Raw genomic sequence first — 18,361 nt, 5'->3', positions numbered from 1 at the left:
GTGCCGCCACGAGGTAGGTAAAGGGCCCGTCCCCCGGCTCCCGGGGGGCGGGCCCGCGCCCTTTTCGACGGTGTTCCCGTCAGAGGAAGGCCAGGTTCACGATCCAGAAACTGGTCGCGGCGACGATGGCTGCCGCCGGCATGGTGATGAACCAGCCGAGGATGATGTTCTTGGCGACGCCCCAGCGGACCGCGTTCACCCGCTTGGTGGCGCCGACGCCCATGATCGCCGAGGTGATGATGTGGGTCGTCGAGATGGGGGCCTTGAAGATGAAGGCCGTGACGAACATGATCGACGCGCCGGTGGTCTCCGCGGCGAAACCCTGCGGCGGGTCGAGTTCGATGATCTTCCGGCCCAGGGTGCGCATGATGCGCCAGCCGCCCGCGTACGTGCCGAGGGACAGCATCACGGCGCAGACGATCTTCACCCAGATCGGGATCGGGTCGCCGTAGTCCTCGACGTCCGCGATGACCAGGGCCATTACGACGATGCCCATCGTCTTCTGGGCGTCCTGGAGACCGTGGCCGAGCGCCATGCCGGCCGCCGACACGGTCTGCGCTATACGGAAACCGCGCTTGGCCTTGTGCGGGTTGGCACGGCGGAAGATCCACATGATCGCCGCCATCACCAGGTAGCCGACGACCAGGCCGACCACCGGGGAGACGAACATCGGGATGACGATCTTCTCCAGGACGCCGGACCAGTAGACCGTCGTACCGCCCGCGAGGGCCGCGCCCACCATGCCGCCGAACAGCGCGTGGGAGGAGGAGGACGGCAGGCCGAAGTACCAGGTGACGAGGTTCCAGGTGATCGCGCCGACGAGGGCCGCGAAGAGGATGCCCATCCCCTTCGAGCCCTCCGGCGTGGAGATCAGCCCCTCGCTGACCGTCTTGGCGACACCACTGCCCAGGAACGCGCCGATCAGGTTCATGACCGCAGCCATGGCGAGGGCGGCCCGCGGCGTGAGCGCACGCGTCGACACCGACGTCGCGATCGCGTTCGCGGAGTCGTGGAAGCCGTTGGTGTAGGTGAAGAAGAGCGCGACCCCGATGGTCACGACCAGAGCGAAGGTGTCCATGAAGGGCTCAGGACTCCTTGACCGCGATGGTCTCCACCGTGTTCGCCACGTGCTCGAAGGCGTCCGCCGCCTCTTCCAGCACATCCACGATCTGCTTGAGCTTCAGGACCTCGATGGCGTCGTACTTGCCGCTGAAGAGATAGGCGAGCAGCTTGCGGTGGACCTGGTCCGCCTGGTTCTCCAGCCGGTTCACCTCGATCCAGTACTCGGTGAGGTTGTCCATCGTGCGGAGGTTGGGCATCGCCTCGGCGGTCAGCTCGGCCGCGCGCGCCAGGACCTCGATCTGCCGCTCGACGCCCTTCGGCAGTTCCTCGATGTTGTAGAGGACGACCAGGTCGACGGCCTCCTCCATGAAGTCCATGATGTCGTCGAGTGAGGATGCGAGGGAGTAGATGTCCTCGCGGTCGAACGGCGTGATGAACGAGGAGTTCAGCTGGTGGAAGATCGCATGGGTGGCGTCGTCACCGGCGTGCTCCGCTGCCCGCATGCGCTCCGCGATCTCGGCCCGGGCGGACGTGTCCGCTCCGAGCAGTTCCATCAGGAGTTTCGAGCCCGTGACGATGTTGTCCGCGGAGGCGGCGAACATGTCGTAGAAGCTCGTCTCCCTGGGGGTCAGACGAAAGCGCACAAGGGGTCCTCGGGGTGCATCGGTTTCGGTCAGGCTGATGCTAAGTGCATCATCCGGCCACGGCTAATGGGCCGTCCCCCAGTGTCGCCCATCGGGTACAGCGGTCGGCAGGGGGGCCGCCCGCAGGCCGTATACCCGCCAAAGTTCGGTACGATATACCCAGTAGGGGTATATGTCTGGAGGACGCGATGACGACCACCGGGGCCGGCGCGGAAGCGCCCTCCGTCGCAGGGGCCGTGGAGCCGCCCGTCGTGACCGATCACGACCATGGAATCCATGGGTATCACCATCAGAAGGATGAGCATCTCAAGCGTTTGAGGCGTATCGAGGGCCAGATCCGAGGGCTCCAGCGGATGGTCGACGAGGATGTCTACTGCATCGACATACTCACGCAGGTCTCCGCCTCCACCAAGGCGCTGCAGTCCTTCGCGCTGCAGTTGCTGGAGGAACACCTGCGGCACTGCGTCGCCGACGCGGCCCTCAAGGGGGGTGCAGAGGTCGACGCGAAGGTGGAGGAGGCCACGAAGGCGATCGGCCGGCTGCTGCGGACCTGAGCGCCCGCCCGGCCGCGCTGGATGATCGGATATCGGCCACTGTCCGCCTATACGGCTCCCGCACGCTTCGGCGGGTGGGGGCCGTCACCTTGTCCGGAGGACCGGGAGACGCGAACTACGGGGTGTCCTGGGTGCGTTCTTCCCCTACGCGGAGGACCTCGTCGATGCGGTCGGGGCTGAGGCGGTCCCCGTCGGTGGCCGAGGCGGCGATGATGAGTTCGCCGCAGAGCTCGATCTCGGCGAGGGCCACGTGGTCATGAACAGCCGTACCGCCTGCCGGAGCCACGCGCATCACCTCTTCTCCGCCGTCACCGACCTCCTAGGGTAGGCAGCGGCCCACAGACCGCGCATGGCACCAACGGACCATTTCCGGCCCCCCGCTGTCCCCCAGTGCCCCGGACTCCGGTCGTCCTGATCACTCCGCGATCTTCCCGGCGTAGATGTCCTCGGGCCGCGGCAGCCGTACGTCGACGTGGACGCCGAAGGCGTACAGCAGCGTCGTCGAGGCGACGGCCACCGTGCCCTGCTGCCGGCCGTTGACGAAGCTGAACCGGTGGCGGACCTTGCGGATCCGGCCCTCGTCATCGAGGTACGCGTCGAAGGGGACCCGCGCGGTGGCGAACCCCCGGGCCGCCGCGCGCAACGGGGCCCGGTTGCCCTCGGAGGCGGCGCGGGACGCGGCGGTGAGGTCGGCGGTGCCGCGGTAGTGGCGGACGGGGACGCCCTCGATCTCGGTCCGGCCGACATAGGTCGCGGTGCGCGTGCCGCGCAGGACCTCGGCGGCGGCGAACGGGTCGGTGGCGCCGCCGGTGACCAGGTTGCCGTCGGAGAGGGTGCCGGTGTCGACGCGGACCCATTTGTCGGGAGGGACGCCCGCGCCCCGGTTCTTCATGAACAGGGCGCCGGGGGCGAGGAGTTCGGTGATGGGGTGGTGATCGCTGGTGCCGGCGGGGTCCTGTGGCAGCAGCACCGTCAGCCGGCCGAGCTGTCTGCCGTAGTCGTAGACGCCCTCGCCGCGGATGGTGACACGGGTGCCGCCGGTGGCCATCTCCATCTCCGTACGGGTCTTGGAGCTGCCCTCGCGGACGAGGGCGGGGGCGGCACGGTGGAGGAGGTCGACGGGGTCGGAGGGGACGGCGTCGTCGCCGGGGCCGCCGGGCACACAGCCCAGGGGGGAGACCATCAGACCCGCCGCGACGACCACCGAGCCGGCCCTGCTGTGCCGCCGCGTCACCATCGCCCGCAACCCCCCTGGCCGGTCCGTACCGGGTCCTCCTGTCGCCGGGTTAACGACGGGTACGGGCGGTCGTCACGCGGCGGCGGGGGCTCGGGCGGGGGCGGGGCAGCGGAGTTGGGGAGACGTTCACCTGTCCTGGGTAACGTCATCGGTGTGGCACAGCACGACGAGGCGGTCTTACCGCAGGAGCACCGCACGACGACCGTTGAACAGGGGCGCTTCTGCGTGGCCCGCTGCACCTGCGGCTGGCGCGGCCCGGCACGCAGGGCCCGCAGCCTGGCCCGGACCGACGCCGAGGGACACGCGGCCGGGGCCTGAGGGGTCCTTTCACTATGCCCGCCCGGGTCGCGTGGTCTGGTGCCGCACCTCGCCGCGTTGCCCAAAGGTCCTAGTAGCTCCGCTACGAGGACCTTCCGGCGCCTTGCGATGCACGACACCAGACCACGCGACCTGATCGGACGCTCATAGTGAAAGGAACCCTCAGAGCGGGCATGCGGGGCCGAGGGTCATGCGTGGCGGAGCGTCGCCAGGAACTCCTCGACCAGTTCCCGGTCGCGGGGCTGGGTGAGACGGACACTGGCGGCGGCCGGGTCCAGCCAGAGCACGCGGTCCACCTCTCGGCTCGGCGTGAAGACGCCGCCGGTCGCCTCGGCCGCCCAGTAACGCACCTGCTTGGCGCGTCCGCCCACGAAGTAGTGGGTCGTGGGCAGGCGCGGGCCGGGCTCACAGAGGTACCCGGTCTCCTCCTCCACCTCGCGCAACGCGCCGTCGAGAGGGGCCTCGCCCCGCTTCAACTTCCCCTTGGGGTGCGACCAGTCGTCGTACTTCGGCCGGTGGACGAGGCAGATCTCCACTTCCCCGGCGGCGGGGGACCGGCGCCACAGGACACAGCCCGCCGCGTGGATGACATCGTCGCTCATGACGTGCTCACCGCCTCCTTCTGCCAGGACTGGTGGAACGCGAAGCGGGCCGCTTCGACTTCGTGGCGCTGGTCGGCGTGCAGGACGCCGAGGGCGTAGGCCGTGGCCGGGGCGATCCGGGGGGTGCGGGCGGCGGCGGCCGCCGCGGAGGCCGCCTCGGAGGCGTCGCGATGGCGGTTGAGGGCCTCGCCGGCCGCGAGGAGGCGTACGTCCACGGGGACGGACTGGGGGTGGAGGACCTCCAGGGCGTAGCGGTGGAGGCGCAGGAGGAGCCGGACCTGGTGCCAGGGGGCGTCCTGGGGGTGGGGGGCGGTGTCGGGGGAGAGGCCGTGGATGAGGGCCTCGGCGTTGTAGGGGTGTCCGGCGGTCAGCAGGGGCAGGCCGACGACCGCGTCGCGGAGGCGGTCGTGGGCGGCGGCGGCCAGGGGGCGCAGGTCCGCGGTGGTCGCGGCGGGGGTGAGGGGGACCTCGCTGGCGAGGACGGCGACGCTGTCGGCGACGGCGTGGAAGCGGGAGGAGCCGAGGGCCTGGAGGGCCGCCGAGTGGGCTCGGGTGCGGGCGAGGGTGAGCTGGCGGTCGAGCAGGGCGCCCGCCTTCGCGGCGCCGACGGTGAGGTTGCCGCGGTCGGCCGTGGCCGGGGGGCGGGTGCCGGGGCCGGTGGCACCGGGCTGCGCCGGGCCCGCTCGTCCCGCCCCGGCGGCGCCGGCCTGGGAGGGGAAAACGGTGGCGGCTCCGGACAGCCGGTTCAGGGCCGTCACCAGGCGGTCCAGACGGGCCGCGTAGGCGTGCTCGCGGCCCAGGGTGCCCGACAGCCAGGCCAGTTCGGGGCGGAGGGACTCCGACCAGTCGGCGTCGAGCAGGGGGCGGAAGGTGTGGAGGGTGCCGCTGATGCGGCGGGCCGAGCGGCGCAGGGCGAGCGCCGCGTCGGTCGACTCCTCGGCTCCGGACTCCCCCACTCTCGGCTGCGCTCGAGCGGGGGCACCCCCACCGCCCCCACCGGTCTCCCGGTGGGTGCGCAGCGCGCGGAGGAACTCGGTGGCCTGGCACCGCAGATAGCCGGCGAGGGCGTCGGCGGCGACGGCCGTGGAGTTCGCGGGGTCAAGGTGTCGCTGTGCCACGCCGGCGCCTCCGGGCGTCAATGAGCATCTCCTGGACGTTGCGCAGGGGCTGGCCGTCCGGGTCGGTCGAGTGCCGGGTCCACTCGCCGTCGGGGCCGAGGTGCCAGGAGGAGGTCGTGTCGGACATACCGGTCTCCAGCAGGCGGTTGAGGGCCGCCCGGTGGGCCGGATCGGTGACTCGTACGAGGGCCTCGATCCGGCGGTCGAGGTTGCGGTGCATCATGTCGGCGCTGCCGAACCACACCTCGGGCTCGCCGCCGTTGCCGAAGCCGAAGATCCGGGAGTGCTCCAGGAAGCGGCCGAGCACGGAACGGACCCGGACGTTCTCCGAGAGGCCGGGGACGCCCGGTCGTACCGCGCAGATGCCGCGCACCCAGATGTCGACCGGCACCCCGGCCTGCGAGGCGCGGTAGCAGGCGTCGATCAGGGCCTCGTCCACCATCGAGTTGACCTTGATGCGGACGTACGCGGGACGTCCGGCGCGGTGGTGCTGGACCTCCTTGTTGATCCGGGCGATCAGGCCGTCGCGCAGCGACTTGGGGGCGACGAGGAGACGGCGGTAGGTCTCGCGGCGGGAGTAGCCGGAGAGCCGGTTGAAGAGGTCGGAGAGGTCGGCGCCGACCTGCGGGTCGGCCGTCAGCAGGCCCAGGTCCTCGTAGAGGCGGGCCGTCTTCGGGTGGTAGTTGCCGGTGCCGACGTGGCTGTAGCGGCGCAGGGTCTCGCCCTCCTGGCGGACCACCAGGGAGAGCTTGCAGTGGGTCTTCAGACCGACCAGGCCGTAGACGACGTGGCAGCCCGCCTCCTCCAGCTTGCGGGCCCACTTGATGTTGGCCTGCTCGTCGAAGCGGGCCTTGATCTCGACCAGGACGAGCACCTGCTTGCCGGACTCGGCGGCGTCGATCAGCGCGTCCACGATCGGGGAGTCGCCGGAGGTCCGGTACAGGGTCTGCTTGATGGCGAGGACGTCCGGGTCGGCGGCCGCCTGCTCCAGGAACGCCTGCACGGAGGTGGAGAAGCTGTCGTACGGGTGGTGCAGCAGCACGTCGCGCTCGCGCAGGGCGGCGAAGATGTCGGGCGGCGAGGCCGACTCGACCTCGGCCAGGTCGCGGTGGGTGCCGGCGATGAACTTCGGGTACTTCAGCTCGGGCCGGTCCAGGGCGCCGATGCCGAAGAGACCGGTGAGGTCGAGGGGGCCCGGCAGCGGGTACACCTCGGCCTCGGAGATCTTCAGCTCGCGGACCAGCAGGTCGAGGACGTACCGGTCGATGGACTCCTCGACCTCCAGGCGCACCGGCGGACCGAAGCGGCGCCGCATGAGCTCCTTCTCCAGGGCCTGGAGCAGGTTCTCGGCGTCGTCCTCCTCGACCTCCAGGTCCTCGTTGCGGGTGAGGCGGAACGCGTGGTGCTCCAGCACCTCCATGCCGGGGAACAGCTCCTCCAGGTGGGCCGCGATCACGTCCTCGATGGGGACGTAGCGGCTGGGGGAGGCCTCCAGGAAGCGGGAGAGCAGCGGCGGGACCTTCACCCGGGCGAAGTGCCGGTGGCCGGAGACCGGGTTGCGGACGACCACGGCCAGGTTCAGCGAGAGGCCCGAGATGTACGGGAAGGGGTGTGCCGGGTCCACGGCCAGCGGGGTGAGGACCGGGAAGATCTGATGCCGGAAGAGCGTGAACAGGCGGGCCTGCTCCTTCTCCGTGAGCTCGCCCCAGCGGACCACGTGGATGCCCTCCTCGGCGAGCGCCGGGGCGATGTCCTCGTGGAAGCAGGCGGCGTGCCGGGCCATCAGCTCACGGGAGCGGGCCCAGATCATCTCCAGCACCTCGCGGGGCTGGAGGCCGGAGGCGGACTTGGTGGCCACGCCGGTGGCGATACGGCGCTTCAGGCCAGCCACGCGGACCATGAAGAACTCGTCCAGGTTGCTGGCGAAGATCGCCAGGAACTTGGCCCGTTCCAGCAGGGGGGTGTTCGGGTCCTCGGCGAGCTCCAGGACCCGCTCGTTGAACGCGAGCCAGCTGCGCTCCCGGTCGAGGAAGCGGTTCTGCGGGAGGCGGTCGCCGTCGTACGGGGCTTCCTCGTAGGCGTCGAGGTCGGCGTCCATGTCGGGTTCGAGATCGGAGACGACCGCCGCCACCGTGTGGGGGCGGTGGGCGGCTATGGAGCCGACGGACGGCTGCGCGTGCTGGACCTGTGCCTGGGCGTTGGACTGGCTCATAGCACCATTCTTCCGCGCCGCGAGCATCACAGGCGCGTCGGAGAGGGCTGGTGGGAGCGCGGCGGTGTTTCCGGCGATGTCGGCGTCGATCCGCGCGACGACGTCGTCGGTGGCGCCGGGGCGCACGGAGGCCGCGGCAGGGCCCACGGCGGTGGCCGCGCGAGCGCCCCTCCCCGCGCTCTTCCCGTTGCTTGGGCCGTTGCGTGGGGGTGGCGAGGGCTCGGGCACGACGGGGTTCATTGCGGAAGCGTCGCAAGGTCGTCTGAATCGCCGGTTACGGAGACCTTACGTGCGGGATAGCGCAGGGCGGCCCGCCGGTTCCCGCGGGCGCACACCCGGCCCTCGACGTGCGCCGCCTCCCCCGGCCTCGCCGTACGTGTTCGGCACGCCCCTCCCCCCGTAGGAGGGGCGTGCCGGGTCCGGGTGCCGTCAGCGGGTGCGGCGGCGCAGCAGCCAGTAGGCGGCGGCGGTGGCCACGACGGTGACGGCGAGGATGACACCGGTGGTCATCAGGTGCAGGGGCCAGAAGTGGGAGGCGGGGTGGTCGCTGGTGAACCAGCTGCCGTCGTTGCCGGAGAGGGTCCTCGCCGGCCACAGCTCGTGCCAGTGCCTGTCGACGTACAGGTGGAACCAGAGGATGAAGCCGAACGCCACGGCCAGGGCGGGCAGCGAGCGCCGCAGGGCGATGCCCGCGAGGGCGCCGACGGCCAGGGCGCACAGGGCGTACGCGAGGACCGCCGGGCCGCGGTTCAGGAAGGGGTCGGGGTCGTACCACTCGCCGCCCCGCAGGTCCTGGCCAGCCGACCAGAACCAGCGGTAGACCAGGACCAGGACGGCGGTCCCGACGGCCAGCGCGACGGCCGGCACCGCGAGCTTGGCGGTGAGCCAGCGGAGGGGGCTGACGGACTGGGCCCAGGCCAGCTGGGCGGTGCCCCGCTCCAGCTCGCGGCCGATGAGGGAGGCACCGGCCCAGGCGGCGATGCCGTAGGAGGAGTACGCGATGAAGGTGCCGATCCAGCCCTCGTTCATGGAGTGGCTGAACGTCATCACGTCGATGCAGCCGCCCTCCTGTCTCCGGCAGGCGGCCAGCTCGGCGCGCAGCCGCGCGCCCGAGACGTGCTGGACCCAGAGCATCCAGCCGACCATCAGCAGGACGTACGCGCACCACACCAGCAGGGCCGGGCGGTGCACGCGCAGCACGGTCCAGAGCAGGCCGCGGGGGCCGAGGCCCTGGCGGGCGAGGGGAGTGGTGGTACCGCCGGCGGTCGTCATGACGTGCCTCCCGTTCGGTGGCGCAACAGGCGGAAGGAGATCAGGACCAGCAGGGCGGTGACGGCGAGGACGACGCCGGTCTCGACCAGCTGGAGGGGCCAGAAGTGGGACGAGGGGTGGTAGTCGCGATAAAGGCTGACGACGTCCCGCCCGAGGACGCAGTTGTCGTTCGTCAGGCAGGGGTTGTCGGGGACGCGGTCGCCGGTGGGGGTGATGCCGCCTTCCTCGACGGTCATGCCGATGTAGCCGGGGTGGCCCTCGGTCGCCGGCTTCGTCGCGGCTTTCGCCGGCCACAGGTACGGCCGGGTCAGTTCGAGCGCGTAGATCAGACCGCCCATGGCGAAGAAGCCGTAGCCCAGGGAGGCCAGGGAGCGACGGGTGAGCAGGCCGACCAGGACGCCGACGGCGAGGCCGAGCAGGACGTGGGAGAGGGCGACGGGGCCGTTCGCGACGAAGGTCTGGCTGTCGTGCCACCGCCAGGTGCCCCAGGACTTCCACTGGTCGGTGTGGGCCTGCCACATCATCCGGTGCAACTGGACCAGCAGGAGGGTACCGGCGGTGAGCAGGCCCGCCGGGAGCACGAGCTTGGCGGCGAGCCAGCGGGCCGGGGTGACGGACTGGGTCCAGGCCAGTTTCGCCGTGCCGGACTCCAGCTCACGGCCGATCAGAGCGGCACCCGCCCAGACGGCGACGAGCAGCGGCGCGATGTTGATGATCGCGGAGCCCAGGTGCATGGCCGTGTCGTACAGCTGGATCGCGGGGGCGTTGAGGTCGCAGCCCGCGTCCGGCACTCCGTTGTGGCAGGGCCCCGAGTCGTACGTGGCCCAGGCGGCTTCCCTGCCCGGTACCGCGGCCCACACCAGGGACCCGGCGGCCACGAGGACGGCGAGCGCCCAGCACCACACGGCGGCGCTGTGCAGGCGCAGCAGTGTCCAGGTCAGGCCGTGCGGGCCGCCTCTCGTACGGGACGCGCTGGTCATGACGGCGGTCATACGGCGCCTCCTGTGCGGTGGCGCAGCAGGCGGAAGGCGGCCAGGACCAGCAGGGCGGTGACGGCGAGGACGATGCCGGTCTCGACGAGCTGGAGGGGCCAGAAGTGGGACGAGGGGTGGAACTGGGCCCAGTGGCCGACGACGTCGCTGCGGCCGCAGTCGGTCTCCTCGCACAGGACGTTCGAGACGCGGTCGCCCGAGGTGGTGACGATGCCCCGGTCGACGAGCATCCCGGTCCAGTGCGGCTCCGTGGTGGCCGAGCGGGCGTCCACCACCGGCCACAGGTGCTCCCGGTTCGCCTGCAGCGCGGCCATGAGGGCGACGGTGCCCGCGAACCCGGCGGCCAGCGCGGGCAGCGAGCGGCGGAGCAGCAGACCGGCCAGCACGCCGACGGCCAGGCCGAACAGGGCGTAGGCGGTGGCGAGGGTGCCGTTGCCCGTGAAGGTGGTGTGGTCGAACCAGTCCCGGGTCATCAGCGCGTGCCGAAGTCGCTCCTCGCGCCACCACACGAGGCGGTTCAGCAGGGTGAGCAGGACCGTCCCCGGGACGATCAGGGCGGCCGCGACCGCCAGTTTGGCGGTGAGCCAGCGGGTCGGGGAGACGGACTGGGTCCAGGCCAGGTGCGCCGTGCCGCTCTCCAGCTCACGGCCGATCAGGGCGGCGCCCGCCCAGGCCGCGACCAGGCCGGGGACGACGGTCAGGACGGCCGGGCCGAGGAAGACGAGCGTGTCGTATCCCTGGTAGGCGGCGTCCAGCACGCAGTAGTCGGTCTCCCGGCAGCCGCTCCTCAGATATGCCTCCCAGGCGGCTTCGACCCCCGGCCCCGAGGCCCACAGCAATCCGGCGCCGATCAGCGCCACCAGCAGCCCCCAGAACCACAGCGCCGCCTGGTGCGGGCGCAGCACCGCGCGGGCCAGGCCGCGGTCGGGACGCAGGGGACGGCGGTCCGGTGCCGCGGCGGACACCACGGTCACGGCGCTCATACGGAGGCCCCCCGGGTCCCCGCTCCGTTGGTCTCGCCCTCGCGGCCCCGGCCGTCGTCGTCGCTCTCGTCGCCCTCGTCGGTGAGGGTGAGCGACGGGGCGCCGGGGGCCCGCAGATGGGCGAGGACCAGCTCCTCCAGGGTCGGCTCGGCGGTCTGCCAGCCGGCGGCGACCGGCCCCTCGGGCCGTATGAGCGCGGTGATCTGACGGCCGGTCGTACGCGACTCGACGACGGTGTGCGGGCCGAGGTCACCGGTCGGGCCCGTGACCAGGGTGTGGGCGGCCATGAGGGCGTCCAGCGGGCCGGCCAGGCGGACGCGGCCGCCGCCGAGGAGGAACAAGTGGTCGCAGGAGCCCTCCAGTTCGGCCACGACATGGGAGGACATGACGACCGTCGTGCCGCGTTCGGCGGAGTCCGCGAGCAGGGTGCCCATCAGCTGGTGCCGGGCGAGCGGGTCGAGGTCGGCCATCGGCTCGTCCAGCAGCAGCAGTTCGGGCCGCTTGCCGAGGGCGAGGGCGAGGGCGACACGGGTGCGCTGGCCGCCGGAGAGGGAGCGGACCTTGGAGCCGAAGTCCAGCCCGCCCTCCTCGACGATCCGCTCGGCCACGGCCGCGTCCCAGCGGCGGGGGTTGAGCTCGGCGCCCATGCGCAGGGTCTCGGCGATGGTGAGCTGCGGGTAGAGGGGCTTGTCCTGAGCGACGTAGGCCATGCGCTCGCGGGCGGCCGACGGGGTCGTGCCCAGCACGCTGATGGTGCCCTCGGTGGGGGCGAGCAGTCCGGCCGCGTGGGCCAGCAGCGTCGACTTGCCCGCGCCGTTCGGCCCGACGACCGCGCAGACGCGCCCCGCCGGGAGCCGCAGCGAGCAGTCACGCAGCGCCCAGCCGCCCTGCCGCCACCCGAACTTCTTGCCGAGCGCGGCCGCCTCGATGGCGGTGTCGGTCATGCCTCGTCCCCCTGATCTTCCTTGAAGTGTTCATCCAGTACCGAAGTGAAGAGCGCCTCGACGTCGCCCCGTTCGAGCCCGGTCTTCCTGGCTCGGACGGCCCACGCGTCCAGCTCCGCGCGCAGCGGGGAGTCGACCGGATGGGCGCCCAGTGACTTCCGTACGAAGGTGCCGAGGCCGCGGCGGGCCTCGACCAGGCCCTCGCGCTCCAGCTCGCGGTAGGCCTTCAGCACCGTGTTCGGGTTGATGGCGGTGGCCTCCACGACCTCGCGGGCCGTGGGCAGCTTGTCGCCGGGTTCCAACAGGCCCAGCCGCAGGGCCTGTTTGGTCTGCTGGACGATCTGCACATAGGTGGCCACACCGCTGCGCCGGTCGATGCGGTACTCGACCACTCGAACAACCACCCTTTCACTAATTGAGTAGTGAAAGGGTGGTGCAAGAGAGGGGGCGATGTCAACACACCGCCCCCTCGCCTGTGGACAACTCCCGCCGGGGGAGCCTCGCTCCCGCCCGTGCGTCAGGTTTCGCTGCGGTACATCAGATCCGTCTCGTACGTCACGAATCCGAGGCGTTCGTACACGGTCACCGCCGCCTTGTTGTCAGCGTCCACGTAGAGCATCGCGGTCGGCAGGCCCTGTGCGGCCAGGTGGCGCAGGCCGATCGTGGTGAGCGCCTTGCCGAGGCCGCCGCCCTGGGCGCCGGGGCGGACGCCCACGACGTAGACCTCACCGAGCTGTTCGGTGGCGTGGACCTTCGTCCAGTGGAAGCCGACGAGTTCGTCGCCCCGGAACGCCAGGAAGAAGCCGGCCGGGTCGAACCAGGGCTCGGCCTCGCGGTCGTCGAGGTCCCGCTGGGTGAGGGAGCCCTGTTCGGGATGGTGGGCGAACGCCTCGGCGTTCGCGGCGAGCCAGGCCGCGTCGTCCTCGCCGGGGACGAAGGTGCGGACGGTGACACCCTCGGGGAGGACCGGCTCCGGGGGATCGAAATCGGCCAGCGAGCGGCGCATCTGGCGCAGTTCGCGAAAGAGGGTGAGGCCGAGGACCTGGGCGAGATGGCGGGCCGCCGAGTGGCCGCCGTGCGCCCACACCCGCAGGCGCTTGCCGGACTCGGCGAGCAGGGCCGCACCGAGTGCCCGGCCGTGTCCGTGGCCCCGGTGCGAGGGGTGGACGACGAGTTCGGCCGCGGGGGCCTCGACGGGGTCGGTGTCCTCCAGTTGGGCGTAGCCGACCAGGGTGTCGCCGACGGTGAGCAGGAGGTGGCGTACGCCGTCGCGGGCGGCGCCGCGGAGTTGGAGGCGGCCCTGCTCGGACACCGCGGGCTGGCCGTCGACCTGGGCGGCTGCGTCGAGGAGGTCGAGGACGGCCGTCTTCTGGTCGGGGGTGAGTTCCAGGCGGGTCTCGATACTGCGGGCGGCTGAGTGGGGCCGGGCGGTGTCGTCGCTGGTCATGGGTTCGAGATTAGCCGGGGCGGCGGCGGGAGGGCGCTTCGGAACCCGGTCGGTTCCGCGGGGTGGCGGGCACGGGTCGTGCGTGGCCGGATCGCGCCCCCGCGGCGCAGCCGTACACGGGGTGCTCCAAGCCTCCGCGGCGGGGCGGCGCATGGAGCCCTTTGGCGCCTCTCCCGGTCGTGCCATACGCCCCGTTTTGTCAACCATCCTCCTCGATGGCAACCAGGTCGTAACCATGAACCCCCTGTCGCGCTACGCGCGTTGAATCTACGCTTCGGGCCGACGGGGCCTGTTCTCACGTTTTCCTTACGTCTCTTACGAACCAGGGGGGCACATGTCAGCCACACCCCACGCGCAACGCCGTGGCAGCCGCCGCAACCGGATCGTCGCGGTCGCGGCCGGCCTCGCGACCGTCGGTGCGCTGGCTGCCGCGATTCCGGCGAGCGCCGGTGAGGCCGAGCCGGCCAAGACCGAGCCGAGCCGCTACCAGGACGTGCAGCTGCTGTCGTTCAACGACCTGCACGGCAACCTGGAGCCGCCGGCCGGTTCCTCGGGCCGGGTGACCGAGCTGCACGAGGACGGCACGACCACGACGATCAACGCCGGTGGTGTGGAGTACCTGGCCACGCATCTGCGCGAGGCCCGCGGGGACAGCCCGTACTCGATCACGGCGGCCGCCGGTGACATGGTCGGCGCCTCCCCCCTGCTGTCGGGTCTGTTCCACGACGAGCCCACCATCGAGGCGCTGAACCACCTCGACCTCGACGTCACGAGCGTCGGCAACCACGAGTTCGACGAGGGCGCCAAGGAACTGGCCCGCCTGCAGAGGGGCGGCTGCCACCCCACCGCCGGCTGCTACGTCAAGGGCAAGAAGTTCAAGGGCGCGGACTTCCCGTACCTCGCCGCGAACGTCATCGAGAACAAGACCAAGAAGCCCCTCCTCAAGCCCTACTGGGTGTGGAAGAAGAACGGCGTCAAGATCGGCTTCATCGGTGTGACCCTGGAGGACACGCCGGGCGTCGTCTCCGCCGAGGGCGTCAAGGGCCTCACCTTCAAGGACGAGGTCAAGACGATCAACAAGTACGCCAAGGAACTGGAGCGCCAGGGCGTCAAGTCCGTCGTCGCGCTCATCCACGAGGGCGGTGCCCCCGCCTCCACGTCGTACAACTACGACTGCGACTCGCCCGGCGCCGGTGACGGCATCTCCGGCCCGATCGTCGACATCGCCAAGAACATCACCCCGAAGGTCGACGCCCTCGTCACCGGCCACACGCACGCCGCGTACGCCTGCACGATCAACGACCCGTCGGGCAAGCCGCGCATGGTCACCTCGGCCGCGTCCTTCGGTCGCCTCTACACCGACACGACGCTGACGTACGACCGCAAGACCGGTGACATCTCCCGTACGGCCGTGAAGTCCGCGAACCACGTGGTGACCCGTGACGTGGCGAAGGCCGCCGACATGACGGACCTCATCAACCGGTGGAACACCCTGGCCGCGCCCATCGGCAACCGGCCCATCGGCTACATATCCGCCGACATCCCGAACACCGGCACCGAGTCCCCCATGGGTGACCTCATTGCCGACGCGCAGCTCGCCGCCGGCAAGAAGCTGGACCCGGAGACCGACCTCGCGCTGATGAACCCCGGCGGTGTCCGCGCGCCCCTCACCTACGCCGCCAAGGGCAGCGAGGGCGACGGCGTCGTCACCTACGCGGAGGGCTTCACCGTCCAGCCGTTCTCCAACACGGTGAACCTGCAGAACTTCACGGGCGCCCAGCTCGTCCAGATCCTCAAGGAGCAGGTCAGCGGCTCCAACGCGGCCTCCCCGAAGATCCTGCTGCCGTCGACGGGCTTCACCTACACCCTGGACCTGACGAAGACCGGCGCCGACCGGATCGTCGTCGACTCCATCAAGCTCAACGGCGCGGCCCTCGACCCCGCCGCCACGTACCGCGTCGCGACGAACAGCTTCCTCGCGGGCGGCGGCGACGGCATCACCACGCTCGGCCAGGGCACCAACGACCTGGTCGGCGGCGACGACCTCGCCGCGCTGGAGGCGTACCTGCTCGCCAACTCCTCGGCGGGCAACCCGATCGCCCCGCCGACGGCGAACCGGATCACGATCATCAGCTAGTCGGTCCGCCGTATCGGTCGGTCCGCCGCACCGGTCGGTCCGCAGTGTCAGTCGGTTCCCCGCGTCCCGGTGTACTCCGGGGCGCGGGGATTCGCGTTTTCACGCTCCGAGTCCGACTACTCCCCGACCAGGTTTCGACTACTTGCCGACCGAGGTCCGCTCCACGGGGATCCACAGCTCCGCGTCCGCCTCGGTGGCGTCCTCGGAGAGACGGGTGCGGAGGATCTCCGGGCCCGGCCTGCTCTGGTACGGGTTGGACGGGAACCACTGGGTGAAGACGTCCCGCCAGAGGTACTGGAGGGCCTGCGGGAACGGGCCGGAGCTCTCGAAGACGGCCCACGAACCCGCCGGGACGACGAGCGAGTCCATGTCGTCCGGTACGGCGGCCGACGTCACCACCGCGTGGTAGTAGTCGAGTTCGGTCCCCTCCGCCCGGCTCGGGTCGAGATTGTCGCTCACCCCGAGGACGCCCTCGGGCTCCTGGTCGGACAGCGCGGCGATCCGCTCGATCGTGTCCCGCCCGAGCCCCCGGATGAACTCCGCGATCCCCGGATTCACCCCTTCATGAACCAGCGGAACCCTGACCTTCCTCCCGACCACACGGAAATCCTCCTTCTCCACGACCCGGTATCGCATGCTGCTGTTCCCTTCCACGACGAGACGGAAGGACATCCGAGGCTGCGAGCGCAGCGCCGCCCGGTCGCGCCGGGCCTCGCCGGGCCCCACCCCGTGCATCGCCTTGAACGCACGAGCGAACGCCTCCCCCGAGCCGTAGCCGTAGCGCACCGCGATCTCCAGCAGCGTCCGCTCCCCGGCGAGCACCTCGGCGCCCGCGACGGTGAGCCGCCGGCGCCGGATGTACTCCGACAGCGAGATCCCCGCGAGCGCGGAGAACAGCCGGCGGAAGTGGTACTCCGACGTGGCCGCGATCCGGGCCAGCTCGGTCACCTCGATCGGTTCGGTCGGCTCGGCGAGCCGCGACTCGATGTGGTCCAGGGCCTCGTTCAGCCGCTCCAGCACCTCGGTCTCCTTCCCTTACGCCCTTCACGTTAGGAAGAGGACACCTCACCGGACCCGACATCCTGTGCCCGGTCGGGTCGGGTCAGTCTGTATCCGGGATGGGGGCTGAGCTCTCGTCGAGGCGTCGCCCTCGGCTGACGGCGATCCGTACGACGTCCTCCAACGACTCCACGGCCCGAGTGAGCGCGAACCGCAACGCGCGCTCCCCGGTCACCGCGTCCTCCAGCACGGCCCTGCCACCGGCCGCGACCTCCTCGGCCGACCCCAGCTGCATCGCCTCCACGTTGTCGGCGAGCAGGGACAGGGCGCCGGGGTGTGCGGTGTCCGGGTCGAGATAACAGGGCTTGCCGTCGGGAGACGTCCAGGGCAGCAACCGCAGACCGGGCATCATGCGGGCACCCCTTCGATCTCCATCGCGTGGACGTACAGCTCCTCAGGGCTCAGCACGTACGGCCGTACGAGGTTGTCATAGGGCTCGAAGGGCCAGAGGTCGTCGACGGGTCTGGGGGAGGGGAGCGGGACGGGGTCCAACGGCTCGCGGGTGTCCACGGGTTGTGAGCCTGCGGCCGCGTCCGCTGCCCGCCGCGGCAACAGCACCTCCCGGAGTCTCGCGACGAATCCGCGCATGGCAAAGCTCCCCTTCTCGCGCCTCAGGGTTATTTCAGGGTCGGTGTGACGAGCGGTGATTACCGTTCGCGGTCAGATCGTCACGGCTGCGGCGTACGTTGGGGAAGAGGCCTGGCGTTGTCTGGAGCGCCAGACAACGGGGAGGGGTGACGTGGGCGAACTTGTTGACGGAGAACGCGAATCAGGGCGTGCCGCGCTCGGTCGAACGCTGAAGTTTCTCCGGGAGAACGCCGGCAAGTCACTCGGGCAGCTCGCCGACGAGACGGGGTACGACAAGAGCTACCTGAGCCGTCTCGAGTCGGGTGAGCGGCTGTCCAAGGTGACGGTGATGGAGGACCTGGACGGCTACTACGGGTGCGTTGACCTGCTGGCAAGCCTCTGGAAGGTGGCGCGGTACGACGCCTTCAAGGACAAGTACAAGGAGTTCATGCGGCTGGAAGCGACGGCGCAGATCATGCACAAGTACGCGCCGAACGTGCCGGGCCTGTTGCAGACGGAGGACGTCGCCCGAGAGGTGTTGTCTGGGCCTCAGGCAACACCTGAGGTTGACGAACTGGTCGAGGAGCAGGTGGCCGCGTGTATGGGACGGCAACTTCTGCTGCGCAAGGATCCGGCGCCCTACGTCCGCTTTGTCATCGACGAACTCGCGTTCCGACGCCCGTCGGCCAACGCGGCGAGTTGGGAAGGGCAACTGCTACACGTGGAAGCTGTCGCGCAGTGGCCCAACGTCGTCATCCAGGTACTGCCCTTCTCGGCCGGAATGCATCCTCTTATGGCGAGGGGATCACTGACGCTGTTGTGGCAGAGGGACGGAAGCGCCGTCGCTTACACGGAAGGTGACAGCAGTGGTCTGCTCATGGACGATCCAGAGGACGTGGCCCACCATCGTTTGTCCTACGATCGGCTTCGGGATCTGGCGCTTTCCCCGTCGGACTCGCTGACGTTCATCAGGGACGTACTGGAGGAGCACAGATCATGACGCGTACCCCTGACCTCAGCACCGCCACTTGGCGTAAGTCGAGCTACAGCGACGGGGGAGACAACAACTGCCTCGAAGTCGCAGACGGCCACCCTGGCATAGTCCCCGTCCGTGACAGCAAGCTCCCCGACGGCCCGGTGGTCGTCTTCGGCGCGACCTCGTGGACCGCTTTCCTTCCGTTCCTCAGGACTCGCTGACGTTCATCAGGGACGT

21 protein-coding genes are annotated in these 18,361 nt (G+C 70.6%); 5 read left to right on the top strand and 16 right to left on the bottom strand.

Annotated features, from left to right (window positions below; all coding sequences use genetic code 11):
* Positions 1–79: 79 nt before the first annotated feature.
* Entirely contained in the window at positions 80–1,078 is a 999-nt protein-coding gene (locus tag ACZ43N_RS35420) for an inorganic phosphate transporter (protein ID WP_468103150.1), read from the bottom strand.
* A 7-nt stretch (positions 1,079–1,085) separates the two neighbouring features.
* The gene (locus ACZ43N_RS35415) at positions 1,086–1,706 is read right to left on the bottom strand and encodes a DUF47 domain-containing protein (protein ID WP_468103149.1); all 621 of its coding nucleotides are present in this window, start codon (positions 1,704–1,706) and stop codon (positions 1,086–1,088) included.
* A 188-nt stretch (positions 1,707–1,894) separates the two neighbouring features.
* Here ACZ43N_RS35415 and ACZ43N_RS35410 point away from each other — a divergent pair, with 188 nt between their 5' ends.
* On the top strand, positions 1,895–2,260 hold the full coding sequence (locus tag ACZ43N_RS35410) for a metal-sensitive transcriptional regulator (RefSeq protein ID WP_468103148.1): 366 nt from the start codon (positions 1,895–1,897) through the stop codon (positions 2,258–2,260).
* A gap of 115 nt (positions 2,261–2,375) precedes the next feature.
* Here ACZ43N_RS35410 and ACZ43N_RS35405 read toward each other — a convergent pair whose 3' ends face one another.
* Positions 2,376–2,546, bottom strand: a complete 171-nt coding sequence (locus tag ACZ43N_RS35405; protein ID WP_468103173.1) for a hypothetical protein — start codon at positions 2,544–2,546, stop codon at positions 2,376–2,378.
* Positions 2,547–2,675: 129 nt separating this feature from the next.
* Positions 2,676–3,497 (bottom strand): hypothetical protein, encoded by an 822-nt coding sequence (locus tag ACZ43N_RS35400; RefSeq protein ID WP_468103147.1) that lies wholly within the window; start codon positions 3,495–3,497, stop codon positions 2,676–2,678.
* A gap of 153 nt (positions 3,498–3,650) precedes the next feature.
* On the opposite strand from ACZ43N_RS35400, the gene ACZ43N_RS35395 reads away from it, so the two are divergent.
* Complete coding sequence (locus ACZ43N_RS35395) at positions 3,651–3,815, top strand: hypothetical protein (protein ID WP_468103146.1); 165 nt, start codon at positions 3,651–3,653, stop codon at positions 3,813–3,815.
* Positions 3,816–4,003: 188 nt separating this feature from the next.
* Here ACZ43N_RS35395 and ACZ43N_RS35390 read toward each other — a convergent pair whose 3' ends face one another.
* The 9 genes from ACZ43N_RS35390 to mshD all read right to left on the bottom strand — a co-directional run bounded on the left by ACZ43N_RS35390 (position 4,004) and on the right by mshD (position 13,385).
* The gene (locus ACZ43N_RS35390) at positions 4,004–4,417 is read right to left on the bottom strand and encodes an NUDIX hydrolase (RefSeq protein ID WP_468103145.1); all 414 of its coding nucleotides are present in this window, start codon (positions 4,415–4,417) and stop codon (positions 4,004–4,006) included.
* Positions 4,414–5,535 carry a CHAD domain-containing protein gene (locus ACZ43N_RS35385; RefSeq protein WP_468103144.1) on the bottom strand — a complete coding sequence of 374 codons (1,122 nt, stop codon included), beginning with the start codon at positions 5,533–5,535 and terminating at the stop codon, positions 4,414–4,416. Before ACZ43N_RS35385 ends, ACZ43N_RS35390 begins: the two co-directional genes overlap by 4 nt.
* Positions 5,516–7,747 (bottom strand): RNA degradosome polyphosphate kinase, encoded by a 2,232-nt coding sequence (locus tag ACZ43N_RS35380; protein ID WP_468103172.1) that lies wholly within the window; start codon positions 7,745–7,747, stop codon positions 5,516–5,518. Before ACZ43N_RS35380 ends, ACZ43N_RS35385 begins: the two co-directional genes overlap by 20 nt.
* 429 nt (positions 7,748–8,176) lie before the next feature.
* Positions 8,177–9,019 (bottom strand): ABC transporter permease, encoded by an 843-nt coding sequence (locus ACZ43N_RS35375; RefSeq protein ID WP_468103143.1) that lies wholly within the window; start codon positions 9,017–9,019, stop codon positions 8,177–8,179.
* A complete protein-coding gene (locus ACZ43N_RS35370) occupies positions 9,016–10,011 on the bottom strand; it encodes an ABC transporter permease (protein WP_468103142.1) in 996 nt (331 codons plus the stop codon). Before ACZ43N_RS35370 ends, ACZ43N_RS35375 begins: the two co-directional genes overlap by 4 nt.
* Complete coding sequence (locus tag ACZ43N_RS35365) at positions 10,008–10,994, bottom strand: ABC transporter permease (protein WP_468103141.1); 987 nt, start codon at positions 10,992–10,994, stop codon at positions 10,008–10,010. The genes ACZ43N_RS35370 and ACZ43N_RS35365 overlap by 4 nt, the downstream gene beginning before the upstream one ends.
* Entirely contained in the window at positions 10,991–11,938 is a 948-nt protein-coding gene (locus tag ACZ43N_RS35360; RefSeq protein WP_468103140.1) for an ABC transporter ATP-binding protein, read from the bottom strand. Before ACZ43N_RS35360 ends, ACZ43N_RS35365 begins: the two co-directional genes overlap by 4 nt.
* The gene (locus tag ACZ43N_RS35355) at positions 11,935–12,330 is read right to left on the bottom strand and encodes a GntR family transcriptional regulator (protein WP_468103139.1); all 396 of its coding nucleotides are present in this window, start codon (positions 12,328–12,330) and stop codon (positions 11,935–11,937) included. Before ACZ43N_RS35355 ends, ACZ43N_RS35360 begins: the two co-directional genes overlap by 4 nt.
* A 125-nt stretch (positions 12,331–12,455) precedes the next feature.
* Complete coding sequence (mshD, locus tag ACZ43N_RS35350) at positions 12,456–13,385, bottom strand: mycothiol synthase (protein WP_468103138.1); 930 nt, start codon at positions 13,383–13,385, stop codon at positions 12,456–12,458.
* Between the two features lie 334 nt (positions 13,386–13,719).
* Between mshD and ACZ43N_RS35345 the strand changes: the two genes are divergently transcribed.
* Positions 13,720–15,522, top strand: coding sequence for a bifunctional metallophosphatase/5'-nucleotidase (locus tag ACZ43N_RS35345; protein ID WP_468103137.1), 1,803 nt, complete (start codon positions 13,720–13,722; stop codon positions 15,520–15,522).
* A gap of 138 nt (positions 15,523–15,660) precedes the next feature.
* Here the strand turns inward: ACZ43N_RS35345 and ACZ43N_RS35340 are convergent, their stop codons facing one another.
* The 3 genes from ACZ43N_RS35340 to ACZ43N_RS35330 form a co-directional block, all read right to left on the bottom strand.
* Complete coding sequence (locus tag ACZ43N_RS35340) at positions 15,661–16,542, bottom strand: AraC family transcriptional regulator (protein ID WP_468103136.1); 882 nt, start codon at positions 16,540–16,542, stop codon at positions 15,661–15,663.
* An 82-nt stretch (positions 16,543–16,624) separates the two neighbouring features.
* Positions 16,625–16,933: a hypothetical protein gene (locus tag ACZ43N_RS35335; protein ID WP_468103135.1), complete on the bottom strand. Its 309-nt coding sequence runs from the start codon at positions 16,931–16,933 to the stop codon at positions 16,625–16,627.
* The gene (locus ACZ43N_RS35330) at positions 16,930–17,169 is read right to left on the bottom strand and encodes a hypothetical protein (protein ID WP_468103134.1); all 240 of its coding nucleotides are present in this window, start codon (positions 17,167–17,169) and stop codon (positions 16,930–16,932) included. The genes ACZ43N_RS35335 and ACZ43N_RS35330 overlap by 4 nt, the downstream gene beginning before the upstream one ends.
* 151 nt (positions 17,170–17,320) lie before the next feature.
* On the opposite strand from ACZ43N_RS35330, the gene ACZ43N_RS35325 reads away from it, so the two are divergent.
* Both ACZ43N_RS35325 and ACZ43N_RS35320 read left to right on the top strand, forming a co-directional pair.
* Positions 17,321–18,148, top strand: a complete 828-nt coding sequence (locus tag ACZ43N_RS35325) for a helix-turn-helix domain-containing protein (RefSeq protein WP_468103133.1) — start codon at positions 17,321–17,323, stop codon at positions 18,146–18,148.
* Positions 18,145–18,345: a DUF397 domain-containing protein gene (locus tag ACZ43N_RS35320; protein WP_468103132.1), complete on the top strand. Its 201-nt coding sequence runs from the start codon at positions 18,145–18,147 to the stop codon at positions 18,343–18,345. Before ACZ43N_RS35325 ends, ACZ43N_RS35320 begins: the two co-directional genes overlap by 4 nt.
* The last annotated feature ends 16 nt before the right edge of the window (positions 18,346–18,361 follow it).

It is taken from the genome of Streptomyces sp. NPDC030814 (assembly GCF_055572155.1).
Note: the sequence above shows the minus strand (reverse complement) of the source record. Positions and strands in the feature narration are given on the sequence as shown.